Genomic DNA, 20937 nt, shown 5'->3' with positions numbered 1-20937 from the left:
TTCACAGCCGGAAGACGCCGTAGCCGCGGGCGCCCGCCACCGGCGCGCTGTGGATCGCGGACAGGCAGATGCCGAGGATCGTGCGGGTGTCGCGCGGGTCGATGACACCGTCGTCGTAGCCGAGGCCGGAGGTGAAGTAGGCCAGCGACTGCTCCTCGACCTGCTTCTCCACCAGGGCCCGCATCGCGGCGTCGGCTTGTTCGTCGAACGGCGCCCCGCGGGCCGCGGCGGCCTGCTGCGACACGATCGAGATGACGCCGGCGAGCTGTGCCGGGCCCATCACCGCCGACTTGGCGCCGGCCCAGCTGAACATGAACCGCGGGTCGTACGCGCGGCCGCTCATGCCGTAGTTGCCGGCCCCGTACGACGCGCCCATCACCACCGACAGGTGCGGGACGGTGGAGTTCGACACCGCGTTGATCATCTGGGCGCCGTGTTTGATGATGCCGCCCTGCTCGTACTGGGCGCCGACCATGTAGCCCGTGGTGTTGTGCAGGAACAGCAGCGGTGTGTCGCTCTGGTTGGCCAGCTGGATGAACTGGGCCGCCTTCTGCGCCTCCTGGCTGAACAGCACGCCCTGGGCGTTGGCGAGAATGCCGATCGGGTAGCCGTGCAACTGCGCCCAGCCGGTCACCAGGGACGTGCCGTAGAGCGGTTTGAACTCGTCGAACTCGCTGCCGTCGACGATGCGGCCGATGACCTCGCGCGGATCGAACGGGACCTTGAGGTCGGACGGGACGATGCCGAGCAGTTCCTCGGTGTCGAGCAGCGGTTCGGCGTACCCCCGGCGGGGTGGTGGCCCGAGCTTTCGCCAGTTGAGCCGGCGCACGATGGAACGCCCGATCCGCAGCGCGTCCAGCTCGTCGGCGGCCAGGTAGTCGGCGAGCCCGGACGTGCGCGCGTGCATCTCGGCCCCGCCGAGCGACTCGTCGTCGGACTCCTCGCCGGTGGCCATCTTGACCAGCGGCGGCCCGCCGAGGAAGACCTTGGCGCCGTCCTTGACCATGACGGTGTAGTCGCTCATGCCCGGCACGTACGCGCCACCGGCCGTGGAGTTGCCGAACACCAGCGCGATGGTGGGCCGGCGGTCGGCGCTGGCGGCGGTGAGATTGCGGAACACCGCGCCACCGGGGATGAAGATGTCCTTCTGGGTCTGCAGGTCCGCCCCGCCGGACTCGACGAGCGTGACGGTGGGCAGCCGGTTCTCGGCGGCGATCTGGTTGGCGCGGAAGATCTTGCGGACGGTCACCGGGTTGGACGCGCCGCCCTTGACCGTCGGGTCGTGGGCGATGATCAGGCACTCGACGCCCTCGATCACGCCCAGGCCGGTGACCACCGAGCCACCGACGGCGAAGTCGGTGCCCCAGCCGGCCAGGACGCCCAGCTCCAGGAACGGCGAGTCGGGATCGATCAGCAGCTCGACGCGCTCCCGGGCGGTCAGCTTGCCCCGCCGGTGATGCCGCTCGACGGCCTTGGGCCCGCCGCCGGCCAGGGCCGCGGCCTGCTGCGCCGCGAGGTCGGCGACGCGTTCCAGCATCACCTCCCGGTTGGCGGCGTAGCCGGGCGACGTGGCATCGACGCTGGTTCTCACGGGACAAGCTCCTCAGGCAGGGTCACGACACGCGCGCGCAGCCACTCGCCGACGGCTTTGGCCTGCGGATCGAAACGGGTGGACGAGGCGACACCGGCACCGAGGAGTCCGTCGATCACGATGTTGACGGCGCTCAGGTTCGGCAGCGCGAAGACCTCGACGCCGAGCGCGGCCGCCTCCGGAAGCAGCTGGGCGACGACCTCCGGCGTCAGCCACTGCCGCAACCACGCGTACGCCTCGGCGCGCCGGGGGTGGCCCGACGGGATCCAGACCCCGACGTTCGCGGTGCCGCCCTTGTCTCCGGACCGGGCGAAAACCAGACGACCCAACGGCAATTCCTTGGTTGTACGGTCGGAGCGCGCCGCATCCGGCCGGGGCGCCGTCTCGTCCGGCACGTCCGCGGTGACCGGTGGCGGCCCGATGTCGACCCGCGTCCCGTCCGGGTGGACCACCACATGCGGCACCGACTCCTGCGGCAGATAGGCGGCGCGGTAGATCCCGAACGGGGTGCCGGCGCCCGGTGGCGCGGGCACGTGGAACCCCGGGTAGGACGCCAGCGCCAGCTCCACGGCGGCGCTGCTGAACGCGCGGCCCACGACGGCCGGATCCGGGTCCTTGACGTGGCAGCGCAGCACCGCCGACGCCGCCGCCTCGGTGGCCGGATCGTCATGATCGGTGCGCGCCAGATCCCATACCAGCTGGGCGGGCGGCCGTGCGCTGAGCGCCTCGGTCATCTGCCGGCGCACCCAGTCGGCCTTCTCCTCGATGTCCAGGCCGGTCAGGACGAACTCGACGCTGTTGCGCCATCCACCGGCGCTGTTGAGGGCGATCTTCGTCGCCGGGGGCGGGGCGGCGCCGCGGACCGACGTGATCGTCACCCGGTCGGGTCCGTCCTGCCGTAGCTCGACGGTGTCCAGGCGTGCGGTCACATCGGGATTGGCGTAGTAGGGGCCGCCCACCTCGTACACCAACTGCGCGGTGACCGTGTCGACGGTGACCGCGCCGCCGGTGCCGGGATGTTTGGTGATCACGGCGGTGCCGTCGGCGCTCAGCTCGGCCAGCGGGAAGCCCAGCGGCCGGCTGGTGTCGATCGTGGCGAAGCCGGAGAAGTTGCCGCCGGTGGCCTGCGTGCCGCACTCCAGGACGTGCCCGGCGACGACCCCGGCGGCCAGCAGGTCGAAGTCGGTGCGCCCCCAGCCGAACTCGGCGATCGCCGGCCCGAGCGTGAGCGCCGCGTCGGTGACCCGGCCGGTCACGACGATGTCGGCGCCCGCGGTGAGCGCCTCGGCGATGCCGAAGGCGCCGAGATACGCGTTGGCGGTCAGCGCCCCCGCCCAGCCGTGCGCCGTGGCCTGCCCGATCAGGTCGTCGCCCTGCACGTGGGCGACCGCGACCTCGACGCCCTGCTCCGCGGCCAGGGCGCGGACGGCCTGGGCGAGCCCGGCCGGGTTGAGGCCGCCCGCGTTGGTCACGATCCGGACCCCGCGCTCGCGGGCCACGGCCAGGCTGCCGGCCAGCTGGCGCAGGAACGTCTTCGCGTAGCCGAGCGACGGGTCCTTCTGCCGGTCGCGGCCCAGGATGAGCATGGTCAGCTCGGCCAGGTAGTCGCCGGTCAGGTAGTCCAGCGGGCCGCCGTCGAGCATCTGCGCCATCGCCGAGAAGCGGTCGCCGTAGAAGCCCGAGCAGTTCCCGATGCGGATCGTACGCAGGGTGCGGCTCAACACACCGTCACCCTAGACTTTCTGACAAAGTAGTCAAGTAACGAGAGGGGGCCCGATGGGACGTGCCCGAACGAACCCCGCGCCCACCGCGCCGGCGACCGCCCGGGGCCGGCGCACCCACGACGCGCTGATCGCCGCCGGCCGGGAGATCATCGAGGAGCAGGGGTGGGCCGGGTTCACGCCCGAGGCCGTCACCCAGGCCGCCGGCGTGTCGTACGGGACCTTCTACACCTACTTCGAGTCCAAGGACGACCTGCTCCGCAAGATCGTCAAAGCCGCCGCGGACGAGATGATCGCCGCGAGCCGGGTGCCCGACCTCGACGACCCGTATGCGCGGATCGTCGAGGCCAACCGCCGCTACCTGGCGGCCACCGGCAAGGCCGCCAAGGTGTTGCGGATGGTCGAGCACGGCGCCTACCTCGACGACAACCTGCGCGGCCTGCTCCTGGAGATCCGCGAGTTCTACGTGCGCCGCAGCGAGGAGGGCATCCGCCGGCTGCAGACCGCCGGGCTGGCCGACCCCGGCCTCGACCCGCACCTGACCGCGATCGCCCTCGGCGGCATGGTCGAGCAGGTCGCCGTGATCATCAACGAGCTGCGCGAACCGCTCGACACCGAGAAGATGGTCGACCACCTCTCCCGCCTCTGGGCCTCGGCGATCGGCCTGCGGCCCCCCGTCGGCTGACACGGCGCGCGGAGGTCCGGGACCGCTGTGCGCGAACGGGCTACCGTGGTCGGATGTCTCCCCGACTGTCCCCTGCGGAATGGGTCCGGCGGCGTCGCGCGGACCTCGTCGACCGGCGTCTCGAGGTCGCCGGCGCCCGGGCGTTCGGCCGGCTCGACAGCCTCGGCGAGAGCTGGCACATCGTGGACTGGTCGGAGACCGGCCTGTCCCGCCGGCACGACCCGGCCGACCCGCTGGGCGCCCGCGCCGGGTTCCTGGCCGTCGGGCCCGGCGGGGTGTATGCGGTCACCGTCGCCGACCAGGGGCTCTTCCGGGTCCTGATCGTCGGTGACGTGGTGCAGATCAACGGGCGGCGACTGTCCTATGTCGCGGAGGCGCGCCGTGCCGCGAGCCGTGCCGCGGACGCGCTGTCCGCCGCGGCCGGCGTCACCGTGCCGGTCGTCCCGGTCCTCGCGTTCACCGGGGCGGGCGCCATGAGCACCAACGGCGTGCCCACCACCTGCCTGGTCGCCACCGACCGCGAGCTGGACAAGCTGCTCACCTCCGGCGGTCACCGGATCAGCCCGGACACCGCGGCCCGCCTCGCGAAGATCGCCCGGGACTGCGCCCCGCCCGCCTGATCGAGGAGGCCTCCCCGCTTCCGGCGGGGTGTTGATCGCGGGCAGCGCCGCGGATGCCCGGCCCGGGGTCCCGAGCCACGGTGCCCGCCGCGGCCCGGGACGTGCCCGGCCACGTCAGACCTCTGGCAGGATCCCGGCGTTTTCCCTGCATCGCCTATCGGTCGTGTATGGACCGCGGGCGGGAAGGTCGGACATTAATCTCCAGAATGGATGAATTACATTACCCGGCCGTAGCTCCCGCAAACCACAGCGAATCGGCGTCGGCAGGTCCATAGTTGGAACCGTCGCGGTGAGCCTCGCGGGCCGCCCCTCAGACATCTTTCGCCGGATCTGACCGGACAGGAACGAACATGCGCATGAGCGCAATCGCTGCAGCAGCAACGAACCCGAAAACCGAGACGACCGGATCCGCCCGGCTGGCGGAACTGGTGTCGCCGCTCGGTGGCCTGGTCAGTCACGTACCCCGGCTGCCGGTCGAGCCGTCGGAGCCGCCCCTCGCGGTCTTCTCGGCCGAGCTCGGCGAGGTCTCGGCGGTGCTGCCGGGACTGTGCGGACCGGAGTGCCTGGGCAACCTCGACGGCACCGGAACCGGGGTGGACCCGGAACGGTCCGCGCTCGTCGCGGTCGCCGAGGCGCTCGAACGCTACGCCAACTGCGTCTACGACGAGCGGCAGTTCCGCTGGGCGACCGCCGCCGAGCTGGGCGCCGAGGCGCTCGACCTGGACAGCGTGCCCCGCTGTTCGGCGACCGAGCTGGCCGACCCGGACTGCCCGGTCACCCTGCCCGACCGCACCGCGCCGATGCGCTGGGTCCGGGGACTGCACCTGGGCACCGGCGAGCCGCGCTGGGTGCCGGCCGTGCTGGTGTACATGCACCTCCCGCCGCACGCGGGGGAGCGCTTCACCCGTTCCATCTCCACCGGCTCCGCCGCGCACCCCGACCCGGCCGTCGCGGTCCGCGGAGGGCTCTGCGAGGTGATCGAGCGGGACGCGATCAGCATCACCTGGCTGCAACAGCTCGCCCTGCCACGGCTGGAGCTCGACACCGTCGGCCCCGAACTGCAGCGCTACCTCGACCTCACCGCCGGGCGCGACCTCACGATCCACCTCTTCGACGCCACCACCGACGTCGGCATCCCGACCGTGTACGCCGTCTCGGTCGCACCGCACCACCCCACCTGTCACACCGTCGTCGCCTGCGCCACCAGCCTCGACCCGCAGGTGGCGGCCGCCAAGGCGATCTGCGAGACGGTGTCGGAACGGGTCGCGCTGCACGGCACCCCGCCACCGGGCGACGACGTGCGCGAGTTCACCGGGGTGGCCGACGGCGCCGCCTACATGTCCGACCCGCAGCGGGCCGGCGCCTTCGACTTCCTGCTCGACAGCCCGGCACGCCGGCGGCTGTCCGAGATGCCGGCGCTGTCCACCGGCGATCCGGTCGCCGACCTGCGCCTGGTGGCCGAGCGCCTGGCCGCGTGCGACCTCGACGCGTACGTCGTGGATCTCACCCCGGACGAGGCGCTGCGGACCGGGATGAGCGTTGTGCGGGCGGTCGTCCCCGGCCTGCAGCCCCTGTCCTTCAGCTACCGCGCCCGCTACCTGGGCCACCCCCGGCTCTACCGGGCGCCGCTGCGGATGGGCCACCCGAGCAGACCGGAAGCCGAGCTCAACGCCTGGCCACAGCCGTTCGCCTGACGCCACCCACCGGGAGCACGCATGTGTCATCTGATCGTTTCCCCGCTCGGCCCCTTCGGCTACGCGGTCGCCGAGCGGCTGCGTGACCTGTGCCGCGACGTCGACATCGCCGGGATCGACGCCACCGGCGCGGTGACCGCCGTACGCCCGGCGCCCGACCGCGAGGACCGGCTCGACGTGCTCGTGGCGTGGCGGCGCGCGCCCGCGATCGAGCAGGAGTTCGACGACGTGGCGTTCCGGACCGGCCGGCCGTGGCTGCCGGTCGTCCTGGACCACCCGGTCCTGGAGATCGGCCCGCTGGTGGTCCCCGGCGAGGGCGCCTGCCACGGCTGCTACCGCCGCCGGATCGCGCAGCACGACACCGCCCGCACGATCCGCGCCGCCGTCGACCGGCACTACGACACCGACCCGCAGGCCGGGCCGGCCGGATACCTGACGGCGACCGCGCTGTTCGCGGCGGCCAGCGTGGCCGAGATCGTGGACCGGTTCCGGGCCGCGCCGGGCGACGAGGCCGGCCGGGTACGCCAGATCGACGTGCCCACCCAGCAACTGCGCTCCGGCCGGGTCGTCGGCGTGCACGGCTGCCCACGCTGCGGGTCGGGCCGCGACGAGACCACCCGCTCGTACGACCGGCTGCCCGCCCTGCTCCAGGGGGTGTGGTCATGATCGAGGTCGACGACACCACCCGGCAGAACGGGCGGCTCTCCGCCGCCGCCATGGCCTACGCGGTCGCCGTCGACCCCCAGTTCAGCATGCCGGTCCGGCCCTGCCTGGCGCCCGGCCTGGTGTGCGTCCCGCTCGACGACGGCCTGGCCTTCGCCGGCACCGCCAACCGCCAGACCGTGCTGCGCGGCCGCGCCGCACTGACCCTCATCCCGCGGCTGCTGCCCGCGCTCGACGGCGCCCACACCATGGACGAACTGGCCGCGGCACACCCCGACGTGACCGCGACCGCCCTGCGCGCCTGCATCTCCCTGCTGTACGTCAGCGGGCTGCTGCAGGACGGCCCCGACGGCCTGGGCAGCGGGCTCATCCCGGCTGAGGTGGCCGACTACCTGGGCCGCAACCTGGACACCACCCGGATCAACCACAGCCGCGGCGAGGCCTGCGACCGGCTCGCCCGTACCCGCGTGCTGATCGCCGGACCGGAACCGCTCGCCGGCCGGCTGCGCGCCGAGCTCGCCGGGGCCGGCGTCGACGCGCACGGCTGGACCGGCCCCGGCCAGACCGTCGGCGACGGTGATCTCCTGGTCGCCGTCGACGACGGCGACACCGCCGCGATGGCGGCGGTGGACCAGGCCTGCCGCCGCTCCGGCATCAGCTGGCTGCGCACCGCGGCCGGAGAGCGTACGGCCGAGATCGGGCCACTGTTCAACGCCCGGTACACCGGCTGCCACGAGTGCTTCGCCGGCCACCGGCCGCATCCCGACGGCACCCCGTCACCGGCCCGCGCGGCGATCTGGGCGGCGCTGACCGCGACCGAGATCGTGCACCTGCTGTCCCGGGTCGGCTCCACCCCGTCGACGTCCGGCTGCACCGTCTTCGACCTCGGCGACTGGACCCAGTCGATGGTCGGCGCCTACCGCCGGCCCGGCTGCCCGCAGTGCCTGCCTGCCCGCGCCCCGGCCCCGACGGCGTCTGCCCACCTCTACGAGCAGGCCGTGGCGGCCCCGCCCCGGGAATGGCTCAACCTCAAGGACCACCAGGCGCACTACCGCCCGGCGAACCTGTCCCTGCAGCGATACAACAAGGAATACCTGGCGGCGCCGCGCATCCCGCTCGACGGCGAACCGCCGGCCACCGGGCCACGATTGACCCTCGGCACCCTGGCCGTGCTGCTCCGGCGTACCGCCGGCCTGCGCGAGGACGAACCGGCGACCGCCTCCGGCAAGGTCAACCGGTGGGCGCCGACCGGTGGGAACCTCGGCTCCGTACAGGCCTACCTGCTGGCGCTGGACGTGCCCGGCCTGCCGCCCGGCTGCTACTTCTACCAGCGCGGCGACCACAGCCTGGCCCGCATCCGGGCGGGCGCGCCGGAGACCGACGCCGCGGCGGTCTGCCCGCAGCTCGCCGCCCAGCGCCCGGCCGCCCTGATCGCCCTCACCGGCGCGCTCGGCGTGGTCGCCGCCAAGTACCAGGACTTCGCCTACCGCATCCTCTGCCTCGACGCCGGCGTCGCCCTCGCCCAGCTGACCGCCCTCGCCGACGACCACCGCGTGACGATCCGCATCGCCGACCGGTGGGACGACACCGCCGTGAGCCGGGCGCTGCGCATCGAGCCCGCCGACGAGCCGGTGACCACGGTGCTCGCCCTCGACCCGAGGAACCACGATGACCTCCACCACTGAGACCCGCCCGGCCCGCGACGAGACCGACCGGGCGCGGCTGCTCGAACAACTGCTGGCCGACACCCTGCTGGACGCCGAGGCCGCCGCCCGGCTGCCCGCACCCGTCCCCGGGCACCTGCGCCGGCCGCCGGACGACGGGCCGCTGACCCGGCTGCCCCTGCCGGCGTCCCCGCGCGCCGGGCTCGCCGACGTGCTGCCGGAACGCGGCGCGGCTCACGACTTCGCACCGGCAGCGATCTCCGGCGCCGAGCTGTCGGCCCTGCTCGCCGCCGCCGACCGGATGGACGCCCGCGGGTGGGCCGCCGAGCGGGAGGCCGGCGTCGACCTGGAGCTGTACTGCGCGGCGTGGCGGGTGACCGGGGTGGACATCGGTCTGCACCGGTACCTGCCGGACCGGTCGCAGCTGTGCCGGGTGGCGAGCCTGCCGGACGGCCCGCAGGCCGAGGAGCTGGTGCTGCAACGCGAGTTCGCCCAGGCCGCCGCTCTGGTGGTGATCACCGGGAACCTGGCCGCGGCGCTCGAACGCCACGGCGGCCACGGCCACCGGCTGCTGCTGACCCGGGCCGGAGCCGCCGGGCACGCCGCGTGGCTGACAGCGCTGCGCCTCGGCCTCGTCGGCACGGTCTTCGCCGGCCTGCTGCCGCACGTCCTGCGGGAACGCGCGAGCGCTGACGGATACCACCGGGCCGCGCTGTTCGCGTTCGCCGTCGGGCGCCCACCCGCCACCGAACCGGCGCCGCCCGGACGGTCCACAGACTTGGGCCCGGCCTGAACAGGTCACGGGCTCAGGCCGGCGGCAGACCGCCGACCGGCGAGAACACGGTCACGGGACCGTAAAGGAGTTGGGGTAATGAGCAGTGAGCTGATGAAACCCGAGACCGCCGAGGAACTCGACCTCTGGCTGGAAGACGACCTGACCGTCGAGCAGCTGCCGACCGTCGTCAGCGCGTCCCTGCTGGGAACCGGCGGCTGCCACGGTTGCGGCGGCTGCGGTGGCCACGGCGGCTGCCATGGCTGCGGTGGGCACGGTGGCTGTCACGGCTGTGGCGGGCACGGCGGTTGCCACGGCTGCGGTGGGCACGGCGGTTGCCACGGCTGCGGTGGGCACGGTGGCTGTCACGGCTGTGGCGGGCACGGCGGGTGCCACGGGTGTCGGCACTGATCACATCCGGGGGCGTGCCATGAGCACGCCCCCGGTCGGCCGCACCGCGCCGCCCCCGGACCTCGACGTGCCGGACTGGCTCGGCGAACCTCTCGCGCTCGCTCCGCAGGTGAGCCTGGTCGACGGGGCGGACGGGCACGCTCTGCTGTTCAACGCCGCCACCGGCACGTACGTACGGCTGAGCCGGACCGGCGCACGACTGGTGCCACTGCTGGACGGCACCCGGACCGGAACGACCCTGCTGGCCGCGGCGGGCCGGGCACGCGGGCCGGACGGTCCCCGCGACCGCGGGCCGGCCCTGGTCACGTTCCTGCGGGACCTGCGCGCCGCCGGGGTGCTGTCCCTGCCGCCGGAACAGATACGCGGCCGCCGGCGGGTGCTGACCCTGCTCGGCCGGCTCACCCCGCGGGTACGGTTCCCGGCACACCACCTCAACCGGCTGCTCGGCCCCCCGGGCAGGCTGCTGGCCCGCTTCCCCCGGACCGCCGCGATCATCGCGCTGCTGGTGGCCGTGGCAGCGGCGACCGCGGTCGTGCTGGCGTACGTGCTGCCGGCGCCGTTCGTCTTCACCGGCCCCGACTGGACGATGATGATCACGGCGCTGCTGGTGCAGGCCACCGTGCACGAGATGGGACACGCCACCGTGTGCCAGGCGCTCGGCGTGCCGGTACGCGAGGCCGGCGTGAAGCTGTTCTGCCTGCTGATCCCGCTGACGTACGTGGACCGGACGGACGCGTACCGGGTCCGGTCCCGGGCCGGGCGGATCGGCGTGGCGCTCGTCGGGCCGATCATCGACCTCACCGCGGCGGGACTGTCCGCCACGCTGATCCTGATCGACCCGGTCGGCTTCGGCGGGGTGCGCTGGCTGCTCGGATTCCAGCTGTTCGTCATCATCAACAACCTCAACCCGCTGCTGCCCACCGACGGCAACCACGCCCTGGAGGCGGCGATCGGCGAACTCAACCTGCGGCACCGGGCGAACGCCTACATGGCACACGTGCTGCTACGGATCCCACTGTCCGCGGCCCACCGATCGGTCTCCCCGGCCCGCCGCCGGCTGTACCTCACGTACGGATTCGTCAGCACCGCCTTCCTGATCATGCTGCTCACCATGATGGCGATGAACTACTACCGGCTGATCGCCCACGTCACCAGCTGACCAGCGGTCGGTATGGCCGGGTTCCTCGGCCGTATCGACGGCGAGACCCGATGCGCGTTCCGGGCGGGAGCCGGCCGGATCACGACTTCGCTTCCTCCGGGCCGCCGGCTCTCCGCCGGAAGGCCCGTGGCAAGCGGCACGGCGGACCTGAGCCGTCCTGATCCGGTCCGCCGAAGTTCGGATCAACGACTGCGCGGCCGACCGCTCCCGGGGTGCACTGAAGTCATGGCCCAAGTGCGCTACTTCACCGAGATCCATCCGCCCGACGAGTCGGTGGTCGTCCGCTCCGCGAGTGACGGCTGGAGCCGGGACCACCCCGGCGTGTTCGAGGACGGAGCATGGCGGTTCGTCGTGCCGGACGGTCCCGCCGAGTTCAAGTTCGTGCTGGACGGCACCTGGATGTCCGGCCCGAACCTCGTACTGCCGGCCGGCCCCGGCCCGTTCGACTTCGGCGACGACGCCGTGCGCTTCGATCCGGTCCCGGCCGTCGTGACCGAGAACTCCCGGGTACAGCAACTGTTCTTTCCGCCGAACCACGACCAGGAGCACGTGTACGACGTGATCGTCGTCGGCTCGGGAATGGGCGGTGGCCTGCTCGCCGACCAGCTGAGCGACGCAGGCGCGGACGTGCTGGTCCTGGAGGCCGGCTCCTACCTGTTCCCCACCCACGTGGCGAATCTGCCCCGCCGGCTGCGGATCGGCAGGTTCGACAAGAACGTGTGGGGACTGTTCCCCGATTTCAGCTTCGCCAACTATGTCAACGCCCCCGGCTCGTTCTTCGCCGGCGCGCAGGCGTTCAACCTCGGCGGCCGTTCGGTGTTCTGGGGCGGTCTGATCCCCCGGATGGGCGCCTGGGAGCTGACCGGCTGGCCGCAGCCGGTCCGGGACTACCTGCTGACCACGGGGTACCGGCTGGCCGAGGATGCTCTCAACCGCAACGGTCCGCTCGGCTCGGCCTACCAGCAGGACGTCAAACAACATCTGGGCGCCGTGCTTCCCGACTTCGACCACCTGGACGCGCCGGTAGCCGTGCAGTACGAGGGCTACACCCCGCTCTCCATCCCGGGTGGCATGTTCTCCACCGCCGACCTGCTCACCGAGGACCGGCTGGCCGACGACCCCGGCGCCCGCCTGCCGACGATCAACCTGAACCACGCCGTCCAGCGGGTCCTGCACGCCGACGGCCGCGCCATCGGCGTCGAATGCTTCGACCTGCTGGCCCGCCGCCAGAGGCAGTACCTGGCGGCGACGGTCGTGCTCAGCGCCGGCACCATCGAGTCGGCGAAGATCGCCCTGCAGTCCGGCCTCGACGTGCCGGCCGGCCGCATCGGGCACGGCATCACCGATCACCCGATCCTGTTCACGCACTTCTCGATCCCGGCCGGCTCCCCCTGGTCTCGTACCCAGTCCTCGGCGAAGGTCTGGTCCCGGCACCGGGACGCCTCGGCCGGGCGCCACCCGTACAACGTGGTGCTGGAGTTGGGCGCCGACTTCAACCAGGGCCGCTACATCGACCCGGACAACCTGCGCCGGCACCGCGAGCTGAAGGGCGACGCCATGCTCGGCGAGGTCGTCTTCCTGCTCAACACCCCGCTGGTGCCGGGCAACCGCGTCGCCCTGTCCGGGCCTCCGCACCTGCCGGTGCTGGTCGACGTGCAGCCGGCGCCGCTCGGCCCCGGGGTGCTGGACGAGATACGCGGCATCGGCAAGCAGCTCCTGGACAGCTTCGGCGCCGAGGCCGTCACCGGCGAGAACCTCGACCTGGCCACGGCCAGACTCGGCGGGGTCGCCCACGAGGTCGGCACGCTGCGGATGGCCGATGACGGGACCGGGGTGGTCGACGCCGACCTGCGGTTCCTCGGATACGACAACCTGTACGCCTGCGACAACTCGGTCTTCCCGACCTCACCGGCCGCCAACCCCACACTCACGCTGGCCGCGCTGAGCCTGCGTCTGGCCCGCCACCTCACCGGTGGCTGACCGGTTCGGCATCGGACGCCGGCGGGCCGCCCGGCACCGACTGACTCCGAAGTGGCGTCCCGGACGATGATGTCGTGATGCTCGCCCTTCCGCTTGCCGACAGCGGACCGTGAGTGGCCATGCAGGAGCTTGTGCGGCCGAGGATTTGGTGATGCCTCGATGCGGCAGCGCCCGATGTGTCCCGGTGGGGGAGCCGTGACCCGTGCCGGACCCCGAAGCCGCTCATCACTCGGGCGGGTCAGGCCTCCGGGTGGTACATCCTGGCCCCGGCAGGCGAGCGGCGGCGCGGATAGCTTCGGTCGGCATGAGCAACAATGTGGTGCAGCGCCTGATCGGCGCGTTGAACGGGCAAGATCTCGACGCGGTGGAGAGCTGCTTCAGCGAGGATTTCGTGGGTGAATGGCCGGCGCATCCGGCCCGGGAGGTGCACGGCCCGGCCCGGGTGCGCCGGAACTGGGAGATGATCTTCGAAACGTCGCCGGACATCACGATCGCGATGACGAACGCAGTCGAGGTCGGCGACGAGGTGTGGGGCGAGTGGCACTACACCAAGGCTGCGGGCCAGGACCTACGCGGCGTGATCATCATCACGGTACGTGACGGACAGATCCGCCGGTCCCGCTTCTACATGGAGCCGGTCGACGCGGTCGGCGCTGCGGTACCGGGCGGCCCGCGCCTCGCCCGCGACTGACGCACGCCGTGGCCGGGAGCCTGTCACCAACGGGGTTCCGGCCACGCCTGTCAGAATGGGCCGGTGCGGCGGGACGACGACTTCGGAACAGTGTTGCGATCCCTGCGGCAGCGGATCACCCCTGGCGAGGCAGGCGTGCCCGCATCGCTGCCCGCCGTGCGGCGCGTGCCGGGCCTGCGCCGGGACGAGCTGGCCGGGCTCGCGGGAGTCTCCGAGGAACATCTGAAACGCCTGGAGCAGGGCCGGCGCCGCCCGTCGCCTGGCGTGGTCGACGCGCTCGCCCGGGCGCTGCGGCTGGGTGCGGAGGAGCACGCCCGGCTGCGCGCGCTGGCCGGATTCGCCGTGACGCCGCAGCCGGAACGCCGGGTCCCGCGCGAGGTCACCGATACGGCCCGCCGCATGCTGGACCGGCTGACCGAGGTCGCGGTCTGCGTCTGCGACGCGAGCTGGACCGTGCTGGAGGCCAACAAGTTGTGGCACACCAACGTGTGCACGGTGCCGGAGGCCGGCCGCGGGCGGAACGTGGTCTGGCGCGCGTTCACCGAGACCGGCCCGTCCGTCTTCCTGGCCCCGAAACGGCTCGACGGATTCCGCGCCACCGTCGTGGCCGAGCTGCGCGACACGGCCCGCCGGTACCCGGCGGACACCGAGCTGACCTCGATGATCACGGACCTGCGTGCCCTGAGCCCGGACTTCGCGTTGCTCTGGGACGCGCCACCGGCCCCCGGCGGCCACGCGGACCGGCTGCGCGTGCCGAACCCGGCGCACGGCGATCTCTACCTGGACCTGGACGTGCTCACGCTCAACCCGGGCGACCTACGGGTGGCGGTGTACACCGCGGCCTAGCGCCGCCGGGGAACCCGGACCCCGGCGGCGATCAGGGAGACTGCGATGTGTCAGCCGGCCAGCTGGAATCGGCTGACGACCGACGGCAGGCTGTCCGCGGTCGTAACGCCTTCCCGCCCGTGAGGGATGTCTGGCGAACGGCCGGCGGGGTGGCGCAGGCCGTGACCTCGGACACCGGCGGCGGCGCTGGACACCAGGGAGGGCCAGCCGGGTTCTACGGCCGGGCAGGTACGGCAGGAAAGCGATGTCTGGGGCAGAATGCCCGTCATGCGTCAGATAGCCGTCGGTCTCTGTCTGGTGGTCGCTGCCCTGGGCGGCTGTGCCGAGCCGGGCGCCCGGCCGGAGGCCGAGATGAGCGCCGCGCCGGAGTGGCACACGTTCGCGGCGGATGTGAGCGGGCTGACTCCCGGTCCGGGCGCCACGGAGGTGACCGCGCACGTCCAGCTGCCCGCCGGGAAGGACGTCTGCGCACGGAATGTGCGGCTCACCAACGTGACCGAGGAGAACGGGACGATCTTCGCGGACATCGTCGGTGACTCGGCGGCGCAGCACGGGGACTGCCCGGAGTACGAGACGGTCGACGTGAAGCTGACCTCGAAGACCGCGATCGGCGACCGGAACATCAACTTCAGCCAGAAGGTGTGGACGCTGCGGGACGGCGTCTACGTGCAGTGCGACAACGAGCTCGGCTGCAAACCGCCGGCCGACCACTGCGACGACACGTGGACCCGGGCGGTCGTGCGTGGGCTGGACGTCTCCCGCCATTCGCCGGGCACCGTCGAGTCCTGCGACGAGGACTGGCTGGTCATGACGGTGCCCGACGATCCGACGGCGTGCGGCGCTCAGCCCCGGGCGGGTTGCACGGTCGACACGGCGGTCTGGCGTTACTTCCTGAGTCCGGCGGACACCGGCTGGCGGCTCGTCACCCGTACCAGGGACGGCGGGTGCGCGGACGTGGTCAAGGCCGCTCCCGCCTTCCCGGAGAAGCTCTGCCGCGAGCTTCCGGCGCCGGGCCGTTTCGTCACCTCCGGCCCGCCGCTGCCGGCATCTCCCGGACCGAGGCGGTAGCGCGTGTCAACCGCCACTGGTCTGAACCGGACAGCGCGGGTGGAGAAATGCCTCGTATGTGGATCGTCGGCAAAGCCCTCGAGTATCACGAGGAGCCCGCCTATGGGGCTGCGGGAATCTACTACGGGTTCGAAGGCCGCTGGTGGGACCCGGAGGGCGATCGGCGGCCCTGACCGCCGCCGCAGAGCCGGCCGCGCCCGGCACCGGTGCAACCGGGTCCAGGCGGGCCTGGTTCGCGGCTCGGTAACCGCCACAAGCGAGACCTCGCTGCGGCCCGAGGTCGAGGGCCGGCAGAATTCGATGTACCCGGTGGCGGCGGCTCCCGATACTGGGCCGGTGGATCGAGGGCTTCGCGAGCGGGCCGCCGCTCTCATCGAGTCGGCGGGGTACGGCGACGGCGACCGGGTCGTGGTCGGTCTGCGGCACGGGGACGCGCCGCCGGTGTATGTGAGCCACGGCGAGCGATTCACGACGGCCTGCGTGGCGTCGGTGTCGAAGCAGATCACGGCCGCGTGCGTGGCGCTGCTCGTACGGCAGGGGAAGCTCGACGTCGAGTCGCCGCTGGCCGAGTGGATCCCCGAGCTTCCCGGCTGGGCGGCCACCGTCCGCGTGCGGCACCTGATCCACCACACCGGCGGGCTGCCCGAGGCCGGCGAGTTCTTCGCGCTCAAGGAGGCCGGGCGGCACCGGACCGTCCCCGGCGTGCTGGCCGAGCTGCGCGGGCACGAGACCCTGGAGAGCACGCCGGGAACCACCTTCAGCTACCGCAACCCGGGCTACACCTGCCTGTCGGTCATCGTCGAACGGGTCGCCGGCGAGCCGTTCCCCGACTTCGCGCGCTCGCGTCTGTTCGAGCCACTCGGCATGGCCGCCACCCGCTACTGGCCCGGTCCGGCACCGTTCCCGCCGGGGGCCACGCCGACCGAGCCGGGCTCCCCGGCACCGCTGTCGCTGGGCGACTGCGGCGTCTGGTCGACGGCGGCCGATCTGATGCGCTGGAACGAGGCTCTGGCGAACGACGAGCTGGGTGTCTCCGGCCTGCTGCACACCGCGGGCCGGCTCGACGACGGCACGCCCCTCCCGTACGGCTGGGGCATCGACGTCCTGACCCGGGCCGGTCACCCGGTGCACCGCCACGGCGGCGTGTGGGCGGGTCTGAGCGCCCAGATCGCCCGGCTGCCCGCACAGCGCGCCGGCATGGTCGTGATCGCGTTGGACCATGCGGAGGCCCGTACCCAGAGGCTCGCCGACAGCCTGATCGACGAGCTGATCGCCCGCTGAGCCTGCCAGGATCACCGATATGGGCTACGAACTGCACATCACCCGGGCGATCAGTTGGTTCGACAGTGGTGTACGAGTGGGACGGCGAGCAGGTCGTCGACGGGGAACGCGGGCCGGAGGCCTTCGAGTGGAACCAGCGCTTCCTCACCCGCGGAACGTGGGCGAGCGGCATGAACGCGCGGGCGCCGATCCGGGCCGAGGAGTGGGCGCAGGCGGTTGCGGCGCAACCGGACTTCGAGATGATGACGCGGATCGAGGCGACGCTGCCCTCCGGCGCCCGCTGGATCACCTGCCCGCCGGTCGCATGCTGGAGCGGCCATACGTCCGGCCGGCCGATACCGTTCTTCCACGACCGGGACGTGATCGAGGTGCGCGACGCCGACGAGCCGACGATCCGCCGGATGGTGGCGCTCGCCTCGACGCTCGCCGCCAAGGTCGTCGACGACGATGACCAGCCGGCCTGATCCGGTGTCACACCGGCGGTCCATCCCGGAAGGGGACCGCCGGTGTGACACCGGAGAACGAATTCCGGCGAAAGTGAAGTGACCGTCGAATCGTCCTCCGGCTGCCTTGCTCCGGGCACCGACGCTTGTCAGCAGTAGGGCAGGATGTCGCTGATCGGGCCGAACTGGTAGCGCTGCCACAGCACCTCGCCGCCCGGCGGGCCGCTCACGGTGGTCAGGTAGTTGGCGGAGTTGCGGGTCAGGTACGCGTCCCGCGTGAAGTAACTGATCTCCACCCAGGTCGTGTCCAGCGCGCACACCCACCAGTAGTCCGGGCCGTCCGGCTCCGTGCCGCTGGCCACGACCTCGCCGTTGCGCCAGGTCAGATACTGCTTCGAGGCGTTGGAGTAGAAGGCGACCTTCCGCTTTCCGGCGCCCGCGTTGTAACCGTAGTCGCAGAACATGAAGTTCTGGTAGCCGTCGGTGTCGCCACCCAGGCGGACGTGCCAGGGCGCACCCGGCTCGACCACGGCGTGGCTGCCGCTGACCCCATGGTCGAGCCGGTGCCAGCCGTCGCAGAACGTGGCGGCGGCCCGGGCGCTGTTCCTCTTCCCCGGATCATCGCCCGCCACGGCCGGCGAGACCGCCGTCAGCAGCACGGTGAAAACCGTGGCCACGGCGAGCGCCGCCCGTCTCGGAATGTCCCATCGACGCATGCGAGTCCTCCCGTTGTCGGTGTGGACCCCCTGCCTAACAACCGGCGAATTGTCTTGCCACCACGGTGCGGATCGGACAATCGAGGTTCGGACAACACGAGGGCGAGGCACGTCCTGTAGCTCGGGCGAGCTACAGGAAAAGTGTCCGCTGTACGGGGACATTTTCCGGCGTACATCTCCGTAGGTTTCTCCGCAGTCGCGGCGGGGTGTCGCGAGGCCTACGGAAGGTGTGGCATGCGGTTTGTACTTCAGCTCGTCGCGGTGCTGGCGGTGTCGGCGCTGGCCGGGCAGGCGATCACCCTCGTCGACGGCAACGCCTGGCTGTCACTGGCGGTCGGGGTGGTGGCCGCGGTGATCGCCACGCTCGTCTACCACGGGGTGGTGCGGGCCACGGAGAAACGGCAGGTCACCGAGGCTTCCGGCCGTACCGCTGCCTCGGGTTTGATCCGGGGTGTGCTGTTGGGGGTGGCGATCTTCGCGGTGGTGATCGGTGACATCGCCTTCAACGGCGGCTACCGGGTCACCGGCGTCAGTGACAGCCCGATCGACGCGGTGGGGCTGATCGGGTTCATGGCCGGAGCCGCGACGACCGAGGAGCTGCTCTATCGCGGTGTGCTGTTCCGGCACCTGGAGAAACTGACCGGCACCTGGCCGGCGTTCGCGGTGTCGGCGCTGGTGTTCGGTGGTGTGCACATGCTCAACCCGGACGCCACCTGGTGGGGCGCGCTGTGTGTGGCGATCGCCGGCGGAGGCATGCTGACCGCGGCGTACATCGCCAGCCGTACCCTGTGGCTGCCGATCGGCCTGCATTTCGGGTGGAACTACGCCCAGTCGGCGATCTTCAGCTCGACGGTCTCCGGCAACGGGCTGCGGCGCGGCATCCTGGAGTCGGAGTCGACCGGCAACACCCTGGTCAGCGGCGGGCAGTTCGGGCCGGAGGCGAGTGTGTTCACCCTGATCGCGGGCGTCCTGGTGACGGCGGTGTTCCTGTGGCTCGCCCGTCGCCGCGGTCATCTGGTGCCGATGCGGCGCTCCGCCCGTACCGTGGAGTTCGTCTCTTCCCGGCCGTCTAGGATCGCGGGGTGATCGACTTCGCCGGCCTGCGGGACCGGTGGCGCCGCTACGACGTCGCGGTCCAGGACCTTCCCTTCGCGCTGCTGCTGACGGCGCTGGCGCTGGTTCCGGACTGGCACCGGCACGGCACCCGGCTCGCCGAGGCGGTGCCGGCCCGGCCGTTCGACGCCTGGGGTGTGCTGATCATCGTCGTCGAGTGCCTGCCGCTGGCGCTGCGCCGCACCCGGCCGACGGTGACCCTCGCGCTGGTGTTCGCCGGGTTCGCCGCCGACCAGCTGTGCGGCTACAACACCCTGGGCGGCATCGCCCTGGCGATAGCCCTGATCAGCGCCGGCCTGTACGCCTCACGGCACCGGCGGGCCATCGTGATCACCGCTACCGTCGCCTTCCTCGCGCTGGCCGCCGCTCTGGCCGGAATCGGACAGCTCGGGCCGGACGCGGTCGGGCTGTTCTACGTGATCCTCGGTGCGATGTGGGCGGTCGGGGCGACGCTGCGGCGCAGCCGGCGCGCCGAGCTGGAGCACCGGCGGCACCTGGAGGAGGCCACCCGGGTCGCCGAGCGCACCCGGATCGCCCGGGAACTGCACGACGTGGTCACCCATCACGTGACAGCGATGGTGGTCCAGGCCGAGGCCGCACGCTATCTGACCGCGGCGCCGGAACGGCTCGACGAGGCGCTGGCCGCGGTCTCGGACACCGGACGGCAGGCGATCACCGACCTGCGGCACGTGCTCGACCTGCTCGATCCCGGTCACGGCGGCGAACTGCGGGCACTGGTCGAGCGGACCCGGCGAGCCGGCCAGCCGGTGGAGCTGATCGAGCAGGGCGCCTCGCCGGACACCGCGGGCGGCGCGTCGGCCACCGTCTACCGGGTGGCGCAGGAGGCGTTGACGAACGCTTTGAAATACGACCACGGCGCCCGGACCAGCGTCACCGTCCGATACGGGCCGGGGGAGACGGACATGCGCATCTGTACGGACGGATCAGGGTCGGCCACGGATACGCCCGGTGGCAGCGGGCGCGGCCTGACCGGGCTGCGTGACCGTGTCCGGACACTCGGCGGCGACTTCAGCGCCGGGCCGCGGGCCGGGGGCGGTTTCGTGGTGACCGCGCGGATCCCGTCATGATCAGGGTGCTGGTCTGCGACGACCAGCCGCTGATCCGGACCGGGTTCGCCACCATCATCGACGCCCAGCCGGACATGGCGGTGGCCGGCGAGTGCGGGGACGGCCACACCGCTGTCGCACTCGCGCACGACCTGTCGCCGGACGTGGTGGTCATGGACGTGCGCATGCCCGGCCTCAACGGCATCGAGGCCACCGCCCGGCTGGCCGGCGCCGGCGTACCGCATCCGATCAAGGTGCTGGTGGTGACGACCTTCAACCTCGATGAGTACGTGTACGAGTCGCTGCGCGCCGGCGCCAGCGGTTTCCTGCTCAAGGACGCGCCACCGGCGCACCTGCTGCACGGCATCCGGACGGTCGCGACCGGGGCGGCGCTGCTCGCGCCGGAGGTGACCCGCCAGCTGGTCGGCCGTTACGCGTCCCGGATCCTGCCGTCCCAACGAGCCGCGGGAGACACGCCGCTGAGCGCCCGCGAGCTGGAGGTGCTGCGCCTGATCGCCAACGGCCTGTCCAACACCGAGATCGCGGCGACCCTGGTGATCAGCCACGAGACCGTCAAGACGTACGTCTCCCGGATCCTCACCAAACTCGACCTGCGAGACCGTGTCCAGGCCGTCGTCTACGCCTACCGCAACGGCCTGGTGAGCTGATCGCCCCGAGTTCAGGCCGCCGGGAAATCGGCCAGCTCCTCGACGGCTGTCTCGAGATTCGCGTCGACGCCGTTCGCGATCATC

The 20937-nt window shown here is 72.2% G+C and carries 21 protein-coding genes; 17 read left to right on the top strand and 4 right to left on the bottom strand.

What is annotated here, in order from left to right; all coding sequences use genetic code 11:
• Window position 1: 1 nt before the first annotated feature.
• Together BM290_RS16560 and BM290_RS16555 are read right to left on the bottom strand one after the other, a co-directional pair.
• The gene (locus tag BM290_RS16560; protein WP_093615708.1) at window positions 2-1537 is read right to left on the bottom strand and encodes an acyl-CoA carboxylase subunit beta; all 1536 of its coding nucleotides are present in this window, start codon (window positions 1535-1537) and stop codon (window positions 2-4) included.
• A 50-nt stretch (window positions 1538-1587) separates the two neighbouring features.
• Window positions 1588-3315, bottom strand: coding sequence for an acyclic terpene utilization AtuA family protein (locus BM290_RS16555; RefSeq protein ID WP_275413205.1), 1728 nt, complete (start codon window positions 3313-3315; stop codon window positions 1588-1590).
• A 52-nt stretch (window positions 3316-3367) separates the two neighbouring features.
• Here BM290_RS16555 and BM290_RS16550 point away from each other — a divergent pair, with 52 nt between their 5' ends.
• The 6 genes from BM290_RS16550 (at window position 3368) to BM290_RS16525 (ending at window position 9431) form a co-directional block, all read left to right on the top strand.
• Window positions 3368-3997 (top strand): TetR/AcrR family transcriptional regulator, encoded by a 630-nt coding sequence (locus tag BM290_RS16550; RefSeq protein WP_093614918.1) that lies wholly within the window; start codon window positions 3368-3370, stop codon window positions 3995-3997.
• A 53-nt stretch (window positions 3998-4050) separates the two neighbouring features.
• Complete coding sequence (locus BM290_RS16545; RefSeq protein ID WP_093614916.1) at window positions 4051-4617, top strand: hypothetical protein; 567 nt, start codon at window positions 4051-4053, stop codon at window positions 4615-4617.
• Window positions 4618-4973: 356 nt separating this feature from the next.
• Window positions 4974-6311 carry a YcaO-like family protein gene (locus tag BM290_RS16540; RefSeq protein WP_177319748.1) on the top strand — a complete coding sequence of 446 codons (1338 nt, stop codon included), beginning with the start codon at window positions 4974-4976 and terminating at the stop codon, window positions 6309-6311.
• A 21-nt stretch (window positions 6312-6332) separates the two neighbouring features.
• Window positions 6333-6977, top strand: coding sequence for a TOMM precursor leader peptide-binding protein (locus BM290_RS16535; RefSeq protein WP_093614912.1), 645 nt, complete (start codon window positions 6333-6335; stop codon window positions 6975-6977).
• Entirely contained in the window at window positions 6974-8659 is a 1686-nt protein-coding gene (locus BM290_RS16530; protein ID WP_143133771.1) for a hypothetical protein, read from the top strand. Before BM290_RS16535 ends, BM290_RS16530 begins: the two co-directional genes overlap by 4 nt.
• Window positions 8643-9431: a nitroreductase family protein gene (locus BM290_RS16525; RefSeq protein WP_093614908.1), complete on the top strand. Its 789-nt coding sequence runs from the start codon at window positions 8643-8645 to the stop codon at window positions 9429-9431. The genes BM290_RS16530 and BM290_RS16525 overlap by 17 nt, the downstream gene beginning before the upstream one ends.
• 51 nt (window positions 9432-9482) lie before the next feature.
• Here BM290_RS16525 and BM290_RS48335 read toward each other — a convergent pair whose 3' ends face one another.
• Window positions 9483-9752, bottom strand: coding sequence for a hypothetical protein (locus tag BM290_RS48335; protein WP_177319738.1), 270 nt, complete (start codon window positions 9750-9752; stop codon window positions 9483-9485).
• A gap of 88 nt (window positions 9753-9840) precedes the next feature.
• On the opposite strand from BM290_RS48335, the gene BM290_RS16515 reads away from it, so the two are divergent.
• The 8 genes from BM290_RS16515 to BM290_RS16485 all read left to right on the top strand — a co-directional run bounded on the left by BM290_RS16515 (window position 9841) and on the right by BM290_RS16485 (window position 17310).
• Window positions 9841-10980, top strand: coding sequence for a M50 family metallopeptidase (locus tag BM290_RS16515; protein WP_093614904.1), 1140 nt, complete (start codon window positions 9841-9843; stop codon window positions 10978-10980).
• 225 nt (window positions 10981-11205) lie between these two features.
• Entirely contained in the window at window positions 11206-12960 is a 1755-nt protein-coding gene (locus BM290_RS16510) for a GMC oxidoreductase (RefSeq protein WP_177319747.1), read from the top strand.
• A gap of 304 nt (window positions 12961-13264) precedes the next feature.
• Window positions 13265-13651: a nuclear transport factor 2 family protein gene (locus tag BM290_RS16505; RefSeq protein WP_093614900.1), complete on the top strand. Its 387-nt coding sequence runs from the start codon at window positions 13265-13267 to the stop codon at window positions 13649-13651.
• A gap of 63 nt (window positions 13652-13714) precedes the next feature.
• Entirely contained in the window at window positions 13715-14497 is a 783-nt protein-coding gene (locus BM290_RS16500) for a helix-turn-helix domain-containing protein (protein ID WP_093614898.1), read from the top strand.
• Window positions 14498-14764: 267 nt separating this feature from the next.
• The gene (locus BM290_RS16495; RefSeq protein ID WP_143133770.1) at window positions 14765-15565 is read left to right on the top strand and encodes a hypothetical protein; all 801 of its coding nucleotides are present in this window, start codon (window positions 14765-14767) and stop codon (window positions 15563-15565) included.
• A 47-nt stretch (window positions 15566-15612) separates the two neighbouring features.
• Window positions 15613-15738 (top strand): hypothetical protein, encoded by a 126-nt coding sequence (locus tag BM290_RS50665; RefSeq protein WP_275413204.1) that lies wholly within the window; start codon window positions 15613-15615, stop codon window positions 15736-15738.
• A gap of 163 nt (window positions 15739-15901) precedes the next feature.
• On the top strand, window positions 15902-16846 hold the full coding sequence (locus BM290_RS16490; RefSeq protein ID WP_177319746.1) for a serine hydrolase domain-containing protein: 945 nt from the start codon (window positions 15902-15904) through the stop codon (window positions 16844-16846).
• Window positions 16847-16911: 65 nt separating this feature from the next.
• Entirely contained in the window at window positions 16912-17310 is a 399-nt protein-coding gene (locus BM290_RS16485) for a hypothetical protein (protein ID WP_093614893.1), read from the top strand.
• A gap of 128 nt (window positions 17311-17438) precedes the next feature.
• Here the strand turns inward: BM290_RS16485 and BM290_RS16480 are convergent, their stop codons facing one another.
• Complete coding sequence (locus BM290_RS16480; protein WP_143133769.1) at window positions 17439-18005, bottom strand: hypothetical protein; 567 nt, start codon at window positions 18003-18005, stop codon at window positions 17439-17441.
• A 234-nt stretch (window positions 18006-18239) separates the two neighbouring features.
• Here BM290_RS16480 and BM290_RS16475 point away from each other — a divergent pair, with 234 nt between their 5' ends.
• Genes BM290_RS16475 through BM290_RS16465 form a run of 3 tightly spaced genes read left to right on the top strand, consistent with a single transcriptional unit; the run spans window position 18240 to window position 20853 of the window.
• Complete coding sequence (locus BM290_RS16475) at window positions 18240-19091, top strand: CPBP family intramembrane glutamic endopeptidase (RefSeq protein WP_093614890.1); 852 nt, start codon at window positions 18240-18242, stop codon at window positions 19089-19091.
• Window positions 19088-20206, top strand: a complete 1119-nt coding sequence (locus BM290_RS16470) for a sensor histidine kinase (protein ID WP_093614888.1) — start codon at window positions 19088-19090, stop codon at window positions 20204-20206. Before BM290_RS16475 ends, BM290_RS16470 begins: the two co-directional genes overlap by 4 nt.
• Complete coding sequence (locus tag BM290_RS16465) at window positions 20203-20853, top strand: response regulator (protein WP_093614886.1); 651 nt, start codon at window positions 20203-20205, stop codon at window positions 20851-20853. The genes BM290_RS16470 and BM290_RS16465 overlap by 4 nt, the downstream gene beginning before the upstream one ends.
• Window positions 20854-20937 lie beyond the last annotated feature (84 nt).

Source organism: Actinoplanes philippinensis (assembly GCF_900113015.1).
Lineage (GTDB): Bacteria > Actinomycetota > Actinomycetes > Mycobacteriales > Micromonosporaceae > Actinoplanes > Actinoplanes philippinensis.
This window is presented reverse-complemented; position numbering and strand designations above follow the sequence as displayed.

What these genes read in the sequence shown, in the direction of transcription:
- BM290_RS50665 (WP_275413204.1), top strand. Translation starts at nt 15,613, where the DNA reads ATGCCTCGTATGTGGATCGTCGGCAAAGCCCTCGAGTATCACGAGGAG.
- BM290_RS16465 (WP_093614886.1), top strand. Translation starts at nt 20,203, where the DNA reads ATGATCAGGGTGCTGGTCTGCGACGACCAGCCGCTGATCCGGACCGGG.
- BM290_RS16495 (WP_143133770.1), top strand. Translation starts at nt 14,765, where the DNA reads ATGCGTCAGATAGCCGTCGGTCTCTGTCTGGTGGTCGCTGCCCTGGGC.
- BM290_RS16535 (WP_093614912.1), top strand. Translation starts at nt 6,333, where the DNA reads ATGTGTCATCTGATCGTTTCCCCGCTCGGCCCCTTCGGCTACGCGGTC.
- BM290_RS16545 (WP_093614916.1), top strand. Translation starts at nt 4,051, where the DNA reads ATGTCTCCCCGACTGTCCCCTGCGGAATGGGTCCGGCGGCGTCGCGCG.
- BM290_RS16550 (WP_093614918.1), top strand. Translation starts at nt 3,368, where the DNA reads ATGGGACGTGCCCGAACGAACCCCGCGCCCACCGCGCCGGCGACCGCC.
- BM290_RS16530 (WP_143133771.1), top strand. Translation starts at nt 6,974, where the DNA reads ATGATCGAGGTCGACGACACCACCCGGCAGAACGGGCGGCTCTCCGCC.
- BM290_RS16510 (WP_177319747.1), top strand. Translation starts at nt 11,206, where the DNA reads ATGGCCCAAGTGCGCTACTTCACCGAGATCCATCCGCCCGACGAGTCG.
- BM290_RS16540 (WP_177319748.1), top strand. Translation starts at nt 4,974, where the DNA reads ATGAGCGCAATCGCTGCAGCAGCAACGAACCCGAAAACCGAGACGACC.
- BM290_RS16525 (WP_093614908.1), top strand. Translation starts at nt 8,643, where the DNA reads ATGACCTCCACCACTGAGACCCGCCCGGCCCGCGACGAGACCGACCGG.
- BM290_RS16560 (WP_093615708.1), bottom strand. Translation starts at nt 1,537, where the DNA reads ATGCTGGAACGCGTCGCCGACCTCGCGGCGCAGCAGGCCGCGGCCCTG.
- BM290_RS16505 (WP_093614900.1), top strand. Translation starts at nt 13,265, where the DNA reads ATGAGCAACAATGTGGTGCAGCGCCTGATCGGCGCGTTGAACGGGCAA.
- BM290_RS16480 (WP_143133769.1), bottom strand. Translation starts at nt 18,005, where the DNA reads ATGCGTCGATGGGACATTCCGAGACGGGCGGCGCTCGCCGTGGCCACG.
- BM290_RS16515 (WP_093614904.1), top strand. Translation starts at nt 9,841, where the DNA reads ATGAGCACGCCCCCGGTCGGCCGCACCGCGCCGCCCCCGGACCTCGAC.
- BM290_RS16475 (WP_093614890.1), top strand. Translation starts at nt 18,240, where the DNA reads ATGCGGTTTGTACTTCAGCTCGTCGCGGTGCTGGCGGTGTCGGCGCTG.